The organism is Bifidobacterium magnum (assembly GCF_000741255.1).
Classification (GTDB): domain Bacteria; phylum Actinomycetota; class Actinomycetes; order Actinomycetales; family Bifidobacteriaceae; genus Bifidobacterium; species Bifidobacterium magnum.
Window position 1 is genome coordinate 183,338 of record NZ_JGZB01000003.1, and the last position, 13,549, is coordinate 196,886.

At 60.4% G+C, this 13,549-nt stretch carries 9 protein-coding genes and 1 tRNA gene; 9 read left to right on the top strand and 1 reads right to left on the bottom strand.

Going from position 1 to position 13,549, the window contains the following annotated elements:
* Nucleotides 1-6 precede the first annotated feature (6 nt).
* Nucleotides 7-1,359: a glycoside hydrolase family 3 N-terminal domain-containing protein gene (locus BMAGN_RS02760; protein ID WP_022859191.1), complete on the bottom strand. Its 1,353-nt coding sequence runs from the start codon at nucleotides 1,357-1,359 to the stop codon at nucleotides 7-9.
* 161 nt (nucleotides 1,360-1,520) lie between these two features.
* Here BMAGN_RS02760 and BMAGN_RS02765 point away from each other — a divergent pair, with 161 nt between their 5' ends.
* From BMAGN_RS02765 to BMAGN_RS02805, 9 genes are all read left to right on the top strand, one after another.
* Entirely contained in the window at nucleotides 1,521-4,664 is a 3,144-nt protein-coding gene (locus BMAGN_RS02765) for a UPF0182 family membrane protein (protein WP_022859192.1), read from the top strand.
* 65 nt (nucleotides 4,665-4,729) lie between these two features.
* Entirely contained in the window at nucleotides 4,730-5,254 is a 525-nt protein-coding gene (locus BMAGN_RS02770; protein WP_022859193.1) for a GNAT family N-acetyltransferase, read from the top strand.
* A 137-nt stretch (nucleotides 5,255-5,391) separates the two neighbouring features.
* The gene (gene pth, locus BMAGN_RS02775) at nucleotides 5,392-6,000 is read left to right on the top strand and encodes an aminoacyl-tRNA hydrolase (RefSeq protein ID WP_022859194.1); all 609 of its coding nucleotides are present in this window, start codon (nucleotides 5,392-5,394) and stop codon (nucleotides 5,998-6,000) included.
* A gap of 128 nt (nucleotides 6,001-6,128) precedes the next feature.
* Nucleotides 6,129-9,641: a transcription-repair coupling factor gene (gene mfd, locus BMAGN_RS02780; protein ID WP_026501865.1), complete on the top strand. Its 3,513-nt coding sequence runs from the start codon at nucleotides 6,129-6,131 to the stop codon at nucleotides 9,639-9,641.
* A 112-nt stretch (nucleotides 9,642-9,753) separates the two neighbouring features.
* Complete coding sequence (gene eno / locus BMAGN_RS02785; protein WP_022859196.1) at nucleotides 9,754-11,046, top strand: phosphopyruvate hydratase; 1,293 nt, start codon at nucleotides 9,754-9,756, stop codon at nucleotides 11,044-11,046.
* 97 nt (nucleotides 11,047-11,143) lie between these two features.
* A complete protein-coding gene (locus tag BMAGN_RS02790) occupies nucleotides 11,144-11,689 on the top strand; it encodes an FtsB family cell division protein (protein ID WP_026501866.1) in 546 nt (181 codons plus the stop codon).
* A 56-nt stretch (nucleotides 11,690-11,745) separates the two neighbouring features.
* On the top strand, nucleotides 11,746-12,312 hold the full coding sequence (locus tag BMAGN_RS02795) for a DUF501 domain-containing protein (RefSeq protein WP_051126606.1): 567 nt from the start codon (nucleotides 11,746-11,748) through the stop codon (nucleotides 12,310-12,312).
* A 6-nt stretch (nucleotides 12,313-12,318) separates the two neighbouring features.
* Nucleotides 12,319-13,353 (top strand): Ppx/GppA phosphatase family protein, encoded by a 1,035-nt coding sequence (locus BMAGN_RS02800; protein ID WP_051126584.1) that lies wholly within the window; start codon nucleotides 12,319-12,321, stop codon nucleotides 13,351-13,353.
* Between the two features lie 64 nt (nucleotides 13,354-13,417).
* A tRNA-Leu gene (locus tag BMAGN_RS02805) sits at nucleotides 13,418-13,497 on the top strand.
* The last annotated feature ends 52 nt before the right edge of the window (nucleotides 13,498-13,549 follow it).

Genomic DNA, 13,549 nt, shown 5'->3' on the forward strand with positions numbered 1-13,549 from the left:
ACGCCGCTAGTTGCTTTTCTGGTTGAGATTCATCTTGTACTTGAGCGTCAGCACGCGCCGCGCCGCTTCCTTGACCTGCTTGGCGAACGCCGGGTCGCTTTTGGCCGTGGCCACGAGCCCCTGCAGCACGGGCGAGACAAGCGACCGGTCGTTCAGGCATACGATGTCGCCGCCGGCCTGGACGAACAGGACTCCCAAATCGGTAGGAGCGTACCCCTGCACGGCGCTCGCCGACAACGAGTCGGAGATGACAACGCCTTTATAGCCCGTTTTGCCGCGCAACAGGTTTTGAATGACGGTGGAGGAGAACACGGCCGGATGGTACGGGTCGATGTTCTCGTAAATGGCCAACGAAATCATGACCATGCTCGGCTCGCCCTGCTGGATCGCCTTGGTAAACGCGCTTAGTCCGATGCTGTTTTCCGACGTGACGGTATCCACAGTGCCCTGGTCCGTGAAATCGGTGTTGCCCGTCACGGCCCCCAAGCCCGGATAGTGTTTGAGCGTGGCGCCGACATCGGCCTGTTTCATGCCTTGGATAAACGCGATCGCATGGTCGGCGGTGCCGTCGGCGCTCAGGCCGAAGTCGCGGTTCAGGGCGCCGATGGGCGCATTGCTGCCGCGATCGATCACCACCATGTCGGCCGAAGGGGCCAAATCGATATTGATGCCCGCGGTGTGCAATTGCTCGCCCCACTGTTGGGCGTTGGAACGCAACTCTTCAGGCGCCATGCGTCCCTGTTCATAAGCGCTGGGAATTGTGGAAAATCCCGTGCCCTGCAGATGCTGAACTGTCCCGCCTTCCTGGTCCGTGGCGATGAACAGCGGAAGCTTGGGGTCGGCGTAGGAGACGAGCGCGGACGTGACCTTGCGCACATCCGCCGTGCCGCCGTTCCAGTTGCCCATAAGCAACACGGAACCCACATGTTCATGCTCCACCCACGGTTTGAGCGCGGAAGGGTCCTCTCCCGCGTTAAGCGGCACCATGATGAGCTGGGCGCACTGTTCCTCCAGCGTCATCTTCTCGAGCGCCTGGTCGAGAAGATCTTCGGGCGTGGTGAGCGCCGCGGCGGCGTCATCCTTGGAATTGGCGCCGTCCTTGCCGTCTTTGGCATCTTTGCCCTGGTCCTTGGATGAATCCGGGACCGCGCTTTTATGCATGTCGGCCTGCGACGACGAGGAAGCGTGGGCTGTGGCATGTCGGCCGCGGTTGAGCCATTCGTCGCTTCCGAAGAACAGCGCCGCGCCAATAAGTCCCACAATGACGAGCACCACGGTGCCGATTAACGCGATTGTGTAGAGGATATGGCGGATACGCTTCGTGCACGGGGAATGAGAATGAATATGGTGGCCCTTCATAGCGCCTATTGTGGCATCGGGAGTGGCGAAAAGGAAATTCGCGGGCTGTAAGGTGGCTGCCGGGGCTGGGCGGAACCGCCATTTGCAAGGAAATTGCAAGGGAATTGTGTGATTTCGCTCTATGAGAGGATCGCGCGCATACCGTAGCTTATGCTAAAAGAATGTCTTTCTTTGATGCGTTTGGACCCAAGGTTCCCCGGAATAACAGGAATTCGCGGAACCAGGATGATCCTATTATTATCAACGTCGAAGCGGATGGCGACGATACCAATGCCAATGGCGGCAACGTGCCACCGCATATCAACAATCCCCGTATCGGGCGTCAGCCGCAACGTCCCCATTCAAATCGCGGCAGCAAAATCCTGATCGGCGTGGTACTCGCTCTGGTCATTATTGTGGGCGTCTTCTTCGGTTTGGCGCGCCTGATTACCGACATCATGTGGTACCGCCAACTCGGATTCGAGTCGGTGGTATGGACGCAGCTCGGCACTCGCGTGGGCCTGTGGGTCGCCTATGTGGCGGTCCTCGCCGTGGTCAGTTACATTAGCGCCACGCTCGCCATCCGCGCACGCCCCGATTTCGCGGACGGATCCACGATTCGTTTCCATGGCGACACCATTGAGGTGGGCAAGTCTGTCAGCTCGCGCTCTGCCCGACGGATCGCCGTGGTGTGCTCGATTGTGGTGGGCCTGATTTTCGGTTCGCAGTTCAACATGAACTGGTCGGAGATCTTGCTCATGTTCAACGGCCAGTCGTTTGGTACTACCGATCCGATTTTCGGCCTCGATAAGGGCTTCTACGTGTTTGTGCTGCCGGGCCTGCAGCTGCTGCTTACCGCGCTTAACATCATGCTGGTCGTGGGGCTGATCTTCTCGATCGTGACGCATATCGCCATGGGTGGCATCCGTTTCACGATGCCCGTGCACGGCAACGGCCTGTTCGCCATGACGCCGCGCGGACGCCGCCAGATCGCCATCTGGCTGCTCTTGGCCATGCTTTCTTGGGCTGCCAGCCAAGTGGTTGGCGTGTTCAACACGCTCACGCAGTCGGGCTCGCGCATTACGGGCGCCACGTACACCACAACGCACGCCACGATTCCCGTCATGTTCATCATGGCCGGCGTGACGGCCGTGGTCGGCATTCTTCTGGCCGTGTGGATCATGCGCTCCAAGGCGCTGTCGGCCAATGCGGGAACGCAGTACGCGTCTGCGGGCGCCGCATGGCGCGCCTGGCGTGTTCCGGCCATCACTGTGGCGGGCGCCATTGTGCTCTCGCTGCTGCTGACTACCGTGTATCCGGCGCTGCTGACGCGTTTCCGCGTAAACCCGAACGCGCAGGAAATGGAATCCACGTACATCCAGCACAATATTGACGCCACGCGCGCCGCCTATGGGCTGGATTCGGTCAAGACCGAGGAATACGACGCCACGACGAAGGTGGAAGCGGGCGCGCTCGCCCATGAAACGGAGACGACGGCGCAGATCCGCCTGCTCGATCCCCAGATCGTGTCCCCGACCTTCAAGCAGCTGCAGCAGATGAAGCAGTACTACACCTTCGCCGACACGCTCGCCGTGGACAAGTACGACATCGACGGCACGTCCCAGGACACGGTGATCGCCGCCCGTGAGCTCGACCTCAACGGCAACGACGCACGCAACTGGGTCAACGACCACACCGTGTACACGCACGGCTATGGTGTGGTGGCCGCCTACGGCAACAGGGTGACGAGCGACGGCCAGCCGGAATTCTTCGAATACGGCATTCCGACGCAGGGCTACCTGACGCAAACCCAGCATTACGAGCCGCGCATCTACTTCTCCCCGGAAGCTCCCGAATATTCGATTGTGGGCGCGCCGGAAGGCACCACACCGTGGGAATTCGATTACCCGACCGGATCGAAGGGCGCGACCACGACCTTTACCGGCAACGGCGGCCCGTCGGTGGGCAACATTTTCGCCCGCCTGCTGTACGCGATCCGTTTCGGATCCGACCAGATCCTGTTCTCGGACCGTGTGACGCCCGATTCGCAGATCCTGTACGACCGTTCCCCGAAGGAACGCGTGGCCAAGGTGGCCCCGTACCTGACGCTCGACGGCCGCGTGTACCCGGCGGTGGTCAACGGCCGCGTCAAGTGGATTGTGGACGGTTACACCACCAGCGACAACATGCCGTACTCCCAGAAGGTGGATTTGGGCGAGGCCACGCAGGACTCCACCACGGTTTCCTCCGACACGGTTTCCAGCCTGAGCGACAAGAACGTGAACTACATCCGCAATTCGGTGAAGGCCACCGTGGACGCGTATGACGGTTCCGTAGACCTGTACGCGTGGGACACCGAGGATCCTGTGCTCAAGGCGTGGGAAAAGATTTTCCCGGGCCAGTACAAGCCGATCTCCGAGATGACGGGCGACTTGATGAGCCACATGCGTTATCCGGAAGGCCTGTTCAAGGTGCAGCGCCAGCTGCTGTCGCGCTACCACGTGACCACGGCCGCGCAGTTCTTCTCGGGCGAGGACTTCTGGCAGGTGCCTGTGGATCCGACGGCTTCCGCCAACGAGCAGAAGCAAGACGTGCAGCAGCCGCCCTACTACCTGACGTTGCAGACAGGCGGCTCGAAGGAACCGCTGTTCTCGCTGACCAGCTCCTACATTCCGGCCGGCACCAACACGCGTGAAATTCTCACGGCGTTCCTGTCGGTGGATTCGGACGCGGGACGCGAAAAGGGCGTCAAGGGCAAGAACTACGGCACCATCAGGTTGCAGGAACTGCCCAAGGACACGAATGTGCCGGGCCCGGGCCAGGTGCAAAACAACTTCAATGCGAACGCCGACGTGTCCAAGGAACTCAACCTGCTGCAATCGGGCTCCACGCAAGTGGAACGCGGCAACCTGCTGACGCTTCCGTTGGGCGGTGGCCTCGTGTATGTCGAACCCGTCTACGTCAAGTCGTCGGGCAACACAAGCTACCCGCTGCTCAAGAAGGTGCTGGTCGCCTTCGGCGACCGTGTCGGCTTCGCGAACACGCTCAACGAGGCGCTTGACCAGGTGTTCGAAGGCGATTCGGGTGCTTCCGCGGGAGACGCCGACAACGCGGGAACCACGGGTTCCCAGTCCGCTCCTTCCGAGGACAAGGCGCAGGAATCCTCGCCGCAGCAAGGTTCCAGCGAGCTCAAGTCCGCATTGAGCGACGCGGCCCAGGCCATGAAGGATTCCGACGCGGCCATGAAGAAGGGCGACTGGAGCGCTTACGGCGAAGCCCAGAAGAAGCTCGAAACCGCGCTGAACAAGGCGCTCGAGCTGCAATAGTTCCGGGAAACCGCAACAGCGCAGCGTAACGGCCGCATAACAGTGCCCATGCTAGTCTTTCTGGCATGGGCACTCATTGTTACACCTACAGTTTTCGCGCCGCTCGTCCAGAGGATATCCCGGCCATCACGTCCATCTACAATGCGGCCGTAACGGCGGGCGGAGCTTCCGCGGACACGTCCCCGAGAACGATTGAACAGCGCACCGAATGGGTTCGCTCGCATGAATACCCGTACGGCGTATTCGTGGTGGAAGCGATGGGGGAGGACGGTTCGCCATGCGTGGTGGGCTTTGGCGCCATGTCCCAATTCCACGCGCGCGCGGGATATGACGGCGTGACCGACTACGCGTACTACGTGCACCCCGACTGGCGGCACAAGCATGTGGGAAGCTTCCTTATGGAACGGCTCATCGAAGAATCCAAACATCGCGGCATGCGCAAGGCCGTGCTGCTCATTTTCGCGGACAACGAGGCCTCTTGCGCGCTGGCCCGCAAATACGGGTTCATGCGCTATGGCGTGATGTCCCATGCCGCCTACGATGCCACGGGAGTACTGCGCGACATGAGCTATTGGGATCTCGACCTGTAGCACCCCGGCACGCCATGGCTATTGCTACCCGCTAAGCATGCGCCGCCCGTCAGCCATGAACATTAAGATAGGCGGTTGGTTTTCATTGAATTGCCAATGGGAAAAGACTGAACGCGCCGCTGATAAGGACACGACATATGGCTGAAGCATCGGAATTCTGGCTCATCGTAGGTTTGGGCAACCCCGGGGAAAAATACCGCAACACCCGTCACAACATGGGATTCGCCGTAGCGGACGAACTCGCCACACGCTGGAGCGTCAACTTCTCCAACCACAAGGGCCTGGCGGATCTGGGCAAAGGCGTCATGCGCCTCAACGGCGAATCCAAGAAGTTCTTCCTGGCCAAGCCGCTGACCTACATGAACAATTCCGGCGAAGCGGTCTCCTCCATCTGCAGCTACTACCATATTCCCGCCAACCACGTGCTCGTCATCCATGACGACATGGACCTCGCCTTCGGCCGTATCAAAGTGAAGAACGGCGGATCCGCGGGCGGCCACAACGGCATCAAATCCATCGACAAGTCGCTGGGAACCAACAAATACGACCGCGTGCGCATGGGAACAGGCCACGCCAGCCGCGCCGGAGACGCCCACGAGAACACGATCAACTGGGTACTCGGCGGATTCAACGCCCAACAGCGCAAAATGATGCCCGAATTCCTCGCCGACGGGGCCGACGCCGCCGAAACGATCATGTTCCAAGGCCTCACGCACGCGCAAGACATTTTCAACGCGCGCTCCTGACCATTTCCTATTCCCGACCATTTGTTCCACGCCATTTGACACCAGAAGGGGAACCGACCACGACTAGCGCACAACCGGCGACTTCCGCCCGCTCCACCGAAACCTTCCAGCCCAAGCCATGCGGCGAACTGGCCGATTTGCTCACCGACCTGGAAACGGACACCGCTTTGCGCGATCTGGTCCACGGCGATATCACACCGGATACGGCCGCCAGCGCCGCCAACCTCACCGTGGGTGCGCCCGAGGGCATCCGCCCGGCGCTCGCCGCCGCCACGGCCGCAAACCGCACCGTAGTGGTCGTCGTGCCTTCCAGCCGCCAAAGCGAGGAATTCGTCGAAGCCGCCCGCTCATGGTATGACGGCGATCCGCACGACATCGCCCAGCTTGACGCATGGGAAACGTTGCCGCACGAACGCCTGTCGCCTCGTGCGGACACCGTGGCCAACCGCATGGCCGTGTTCCGCCGCCTCGCGCACCCGCAGGAAGGCAGCGACCTGTTCAGCCCCATCCGCGTACTCGTGATGCCCGTGCGCTCGCTGATCCAGCCCGTGGTCGCGGGTATTGGCGATATCACGCCACTCGTGTTCGAGCGGGGTGAATCGATGGACATGTTTGCGGCCGTTGCCGCGCTGGTGGAAAACGCCTACACGCGCGCCGACCTCGTGATGGACCGCGGCGAGTTCGCCGTGCGCGGCGGCATCATTGACGTGTTTCCTCCCACATTGCCGCATCCTGTGCGCATCGAGTTTTTCGGAGACGAGGTGGATTCGATCCGCGCGTTCCACGCTTCCGACCAGCGCACGTTTGGTGACGAGATCGCGCGCGTGTGGGCCACGCCATGCCGCGAAATGCAGATGACCGACGAGGTGCGCAATCGCGCCCGCGCATTGATCGGTTCCATTGCCAACGCCGACGACATGCTCGAATCCATTGCCAACGGCGTGCCCGTGGAAGGTATGGAATCGTTGGTGCCGGCGCTTGTGGACCATATGCAGTCGGTAGCTTCATTGCTGCCGCGCCATAGCGTGGTCATGCTGTGCGATCCTGAAAAGTTGCGCCGGTCCGTGGACGATTTGGTGACCACCGCCCAGGAATTCCTTGCCACAAGCTGGCATGTGGCCGCGTCCGGCCACGCCACGAGCGCCCCCATTTCCTTCGATCAGGCCAGTTTTTACGATTATGAACAGACCGTTGAAGCGTTGGACAACAGCGCCCATGACGTCTGGAACGTCACCGCGTTCCCGGTTGACTCGTCGTTGGCCGGCCATGTGCAAATCGATGCGGTTCCAGCCGAGAATTTCCGTGCGGACGAACACAAGACGGCCCGCGGATTTGAACAGATGGTGAGCGACGGATACAAAATCGTGGTGACGGCTGTCGCCCACGGCATTCTCTCGCGTCTGTCACGTATGCTTAAAACGGCTGGAATTAGCGGATTTGACGCGATCCAGTCGCAGATGACGGACGGTTTTGTCGACAAGTCCGCCCGTCTCGCCGTGCTTACGGAACGCGACATTACGGGACGCAGCGGCGCGGCGGCGCATCAGAAGACGCCGAAAAAGCGCCGCAAGTCGATCGATTTGATGGAACTGAAGCCCGGCGACTATGTGGTGCACGAACAGCATGGCGTCGGCCGTTTCCTGGAAATGCGCCAGCGCACCACGGGCAAGGGCGTCAACGAGACGACACGCGAGTATCTGGTCATCGAATATGCGCCAAGCAAGCGCAACGCGCCCAACGACAAGCTGTTCATCCCCACGGACCAGCTGGATTTGGTCAGCAAGTACATCGGGTCCGACGCGCCGAAACTCAACAAGCTGGGCGGTTCGGACTGGGCCACCACGAAGGCGAAGGCCAAAAAGCATGTGCATGAAGTGGCCGAAGACCTCATCAAGCTGTATTCGGCCCGCCAGCGTACGAAGGGCTTCGCGTTCAGTCCGGATACGCCATGGCAGAAGGAATTGGAAGACGCATTCCCGTACCAGGAGACCGCCGACCAGCTCACCACCATTGACGACGTCAAGGCCGATATGGAAAAGCCGTTGCCGATGGACCGCCTGATTTGCGGCGACGTGGGATTCGGCAAGACGGAGATCGCCGTGCGCGCGGCGTTCAAGGCCGTGCAGGACGGCAAGCAAGTTGTGGTGCTCGTGCCGACCACGTTGCTCGTGCAACAGCATTACGAGACGTTCACGGAACGTTTTGAGGGATTCCCCGTGGTCGTCAAGCCCATGAGCCGATTCCAGACCACCAAGGAGATCAACGAGACGATCCGCGGGCTGGAAGACGGCACGGTGGACGTGGTGATCGGCACGCACAAACTGTTGAACCCGAAAATCAAGTTCAAGGATCTGGGGCTCGTCATTATCGACGAGGAGCAACGTTTTGGCGTGGAACACAAGGAGACGCTCAAGGCCTTGCGCACCAATGTGGACGTGTTGAGCCTTTCAGCCACGCCAATCCCGCGCACGCTGGAAATGGCCGTGACGGGCATCCGTGAAATGTCCACGCTCGCCACGCCTCCAGAAGACCGCCTGCCCGTGCTCACTTATGTGGGCCCCTATGAGGATTCCCAGGTTGTGGCGGCCGTGCGGCGCGAAATGATGCGCGGCGGCCAGGTGTTCTACCTGCACAACCGTGTGGAGGACATCTCCCGCACGGCGGCCAAGCTGCAGGAACTGCTTCCCGAAGCGAAAATCGCCATCGCCCACGGCAAGATGGGCAAAAAGCAGCTCGACCAGGTTATCCGCGACTTCTGGCATCGCGATATCGATATCCTCGTGACGACCACGATCATCGAAACGGGTCTCGATATTTCCAACGCCAACACGCTGATTGTGGACCATGCCGACCGCTTCGGCCTGTCCCAGCTCCACCAGTTGCGTGGACGAGTGGGCCGAGGCCACGAACGCGCGTACGCGTATTTCCTGTATGACCCGACCAAGCCGATGACGCAACAGTCGCACGACCGCCTGGTGACGATCGCGCAGAACACCGCGTTGGGTTCCGGCTTCGACGTGGCCATGAAGGACTTGGAGCTGCGCGGCACGGGCAACCTGCTGGGAGACGAGCAAAGCGGCCATATTGAAGGCGTGGGATTCGACTTGTATGTGCGCATGGTGTCCGAAGCGATCGAGGAATACAAGGAACCGGATCGCGTGGAGCCCGTGGCCGTGTCCATCGACCTGCCCATCGAGGCGTCCATTCCCGTGGACTACATCGATTCGGACAAGCTGCGCCTCGAGGTGTACCGCAAACTGGCTTCGGCGCGCAACGAGGACGATTTGACGCAATTACAGGAGGAGCTTACGGACCGTTATGGCGAGCCGCCGGAAGTGTTCCACGCGCTGTTCGACATCGCAAGATTGCGTGAACGCGCACGCCTTATGGGCATTACCGAAATCTTCGCGCAAGGCAAGACCATGCGCGTGGCCAAGGTAAAGCCGGCGGATTCCGTCCAAATCCGCATCTCACGTATTTATCGCGGGGCCCAGTACCGCCCGGTAACGCAAACCTATGTGATTCCAACGCCTTTCGCGGGTTCCTTAGGCGGCAAACCCATGTCGTCGCACGAGATTATTCGCTGGACACAGCAGCTGCTCGACGATTTGGCATGGAAACCGGGAGCCAAGCAACAGTAGGAAGAACGGAGGCTGTTAACGCTCACATTTTTCTGATAGCAAGGTTGCCACTCGTCCACAAAACCCACTACGCTGTGAAGTGTCATCACAACCTATACATAAAGGAGTAGTTGTGGCAGTTATTGAAAGCGTCTACGCACGCCAGATTCTTGACTCCCGTGGCAACCCGACCGTCGAGGTCGTTCTCGACACCGAAGACGGCGCACGTGGCCTGGGTCTCGTTCCTTCCGGTGCTTCCACTGGCGAAGCTGAGGCTTGGGAACGCCGCGATGGCGACAAGTCCGTCTACCAGGGCAAGGGCGTGCTCGGCGCCGTTGCCGCGGTCAACGACGAAATCGCTCCGAAGGTCATCGGCATGGATGCCTCCGACCAGCGCGCAATCGACCAGCTCATGATCGAGCTCGACGGCACCCCGAACAAGGGCCGTCTGGGCGCCAACGCAATCCTCGGCGTGTCCCTGGCTGCCATGTACGCGGCTGCCGAATCCGCCGAAGAGCCGTTGTACCGCTACATCGGCGGCATCAACGGCCACATCCTGCCGGTGCCGAACATGAACATCATGAACGGTGGCGCTCACGCTGACTTCGCTACGGACATCCAGGAGTACATGATCTCCCCGTACGGCTTCGAGACCTACTCCGAGGCTCTGCAGGCCGGCGTCGAGGTGTACCACACGCTGAAGAACGTCCTGAAGAAGCAGGGTCTGGCTACGGGCCTCGGCGACGAGGGCGGCTTCGCTCCGAAGATGAAGACCAACGAGGATTCCCTCAAGTACATCATGGACGCCATCTCCGCCGCCGGTTACGAGCCGGGCAAGCAGATCGGTATCGCCCTTGATGTGGCTTCCTCCGAGTTCTACAACAGGGAAACCGGCAAGTACCGCTTCGACGGCGAAGACCGCGACGCCGAGTACATGCTCGACTTCTACGAGAACCTGATCAACGAGTTCCCGATCGTCTCCATCGAGGATCCGTTCCAGGAAGAAGGCTGGGAAGACTGGGCCAAGATCACCAAGAAGCTCGGCGATCGCCTCCAGTTCGTCGGCGACGACCTGTTCGTCACCAACCCGGTGCGCCTGAAGAAGGGCATCGACATGGGTGCAGGCAACTCCCTGCTCGTGAAGCTCAACCAGATCGGCACCGTGTCCGAGACGCTCGACGCCATCGAACTGGCCACGAAGAACGGCTTCACCTCCATGGTTTCCCACCGTTCCGGCGAAACCCCGGACACCACCATCTCCGACCTGGCTGTCGCAAAGAACACCAGCCAGATCAAGACGGGTGCTCCGGCTCGTGGCGAGCGCATTGCCAAGTACAACCGCCTGCTCGAGATCGAGGAAGAGCTCGGCTCGACCGCACAGTACGCCGGCTACAGCGCATTCAAGGCCTGCAAGCAGTACATGTGATCGTGACGGTGCTCCGCACCGTATGTTGATCTCCATTTGATTGCAACGCATACCCGCTACTTCGATACGTCGAATGTAGCGGGTATTTTCATCTCATATGAGCAAACGAACCAGCAAAGCGTCTGAAAAACGATCCCGAGCGAAATCGTCTACGAACGCTGGTCCCATTGCATTCTGCGTCGCCCTGATCATCATCGCCTTGGGTGCGATCCAACTCATCTCCACCTTCCATATATACGCGATGAATCTGGCGCAGTTGGAGTCGCTCAAAAAGCAGGAATCGTCATTGACCGCGCAAAAACACGATTTGGAAAACGACATATCCCGCTGGGACGACAAGGCCTATGTCATTGCGCAGGCGCGCGAACGGCTTGGATTCGTCTTTGAGGGGGAGACTCCGATCAAAGTCGAGCATCCCGAGGCGGTGACGGGCAAGAATACCGATCCGGACGACGCTCCGGCGTCCAAAACCACCACGCAGACCACACTGCCATGGTATAGCGAACTGGCATACTCGTTGCGCGAGGCTGACAAGGAGAAAAGCGCAACGCATGGCGAGAGCGCCCAAGAGCCGGAACAGACGTCCGGCGAGAGCGCGCAGCCGACGCAACCATCCCAAGACATAGAAGGAACCGCACAGTGACATCACCACAGGCCACCGCGTCATTTGATCCGACCATTACCAGCGAAGTGAGCAAGATGCTCGACCGCATTCTGGCGCAGCCGGCCACGCCGGAAGACATGAGTATTGTCCAGGAACAGTTGGGCCGTTATCCCAGGGGCATGGTGGCGGTGGGCGCGCGCTGCGCCTGCGGAACGCCGCTTGTGACGATTACCCGGCCGCTGCTGGAAGGCGGCATCCCGTTCCCGACGACGTGCTATTTGACGAGTCCGGAAGCCGTGAAAGCCGTCTCAAGGCTGGAAGCCGACGGCATGATGAAAGAATTCAACGCCATGCTTGCCGAAGATGAGGAATTGCGCAAGCAGTATGAACATGCCCATGAATATTACCTGGCTTTTCGCCATGAGCTGGCAAATCGCCTGGGCGACAGTGAAGAACATATTGTGGGCATCAGCGCCGGAGGCCTTCCCGTGCGCGTAAAGTGCCTGCACGCGTTGCTGGGCCAAACGCTCGTGATGGGAAGCGGGATCAACCCGATCGGAGACATGGTGCTCGAGCGCATTCGCGGTGAATTCGACCCGCAAACATGCCGCTGCGCCATCCAGGAATCGACGCAAGAAGAGTCAGCGCATACGGACAAGTGAGGAAATATGCCACAAGCAGCACATGAGCAACAGTCGCGCGATTATGTGGTGGTGGGCGGTATCGATTGCGGTACCAATTCCATCCGCCTGAAAGTCGCAAAAGTATTCGCCGACGGCCATTATGAGGATGTGGTGCCGCGTGTGCTGCGTGTGGTGCGTTTGGGCGAAGGTGTCGACCGTACCCACCGTTTCGCAGAAGACGCATTGGAACGCACCTATGCCGCCGTACGCGAGTTCGCCGAGATTTTGCGCGAACATCCCGTGGAAGCGTTGCGTTTCGTAGCCACTTCCGCGACGCGCGACGCGGAAAACCGCGAGGAATTCGAAGATACGGTCGAGTCCATTCTGGGTGTGCGCCCCGAGGTGATTTCGGGAACGGAAGAGGCCGAACTGAGCTTCCTGGCGGCCAGCGACGCCATAGTGCACATGCCGCAGCTGCATGCCGAACCGCCGTTCCTTGTGGTGGACCTCGGAGGAGGCTCCACGGAGCTGGTGTTGGGCGGCGACGGTGTGACGCAGCCGGCTACGCAAGTTGTGGCGGCCTATTCGATGAATGTGGGCTGTGTGCGCATGACGGAACGCCATCTGCACCATGATCCGGCGACCGCCGAGGAGCTGCAGGAGCTGCGCGAGGATGTCGACGACCATATCCGCAAGGCCGAAGAGACCGTGCCGCTGGGCAAAACGCGCACCATTATTGGCGTTTCGGGAACCGTGACCACGATGACTGCGTTGGCCATGGGGCTTGACCACTACGACCATACGGCCGTCAACGGCGTGCGCATGGACTACAAGACAATGCTCGCGACCGATGCGAAATTCGCGTCGATGCCGCGTGCCGAGCGCGCCACCTACAAGACGATCCACCCCGGACGCGTGGACGTGATCAACGGAGGCGCCGCGACGTGGTCGTGCGTGCTGGAGCGGGTGGCCGAGCGCGCGTTCGAAGACCACGGCCAGCACATGGACTCCTATGTGACGAGCGAACATGGCCTGCTCGACGGCGTGGTGCTGGATCTGGGACAACGCCTGCTCAAATAGCCGGAAGTTTGCCCAAATAGGGGAATTGTGCAATAATACCCAAGGCGATGGCTACCGTCGCTGTGCCCCTGTGGCGGAATGGTAGACGCAGTCGACTTAAAATCGACCGCTACGGCGTGCGGGTTCGAGTCCCGCCGGGGGGCACCTATTCGTGTATGGCGTACATCTCACACGCATATTCGTGGTACGCTAGGGG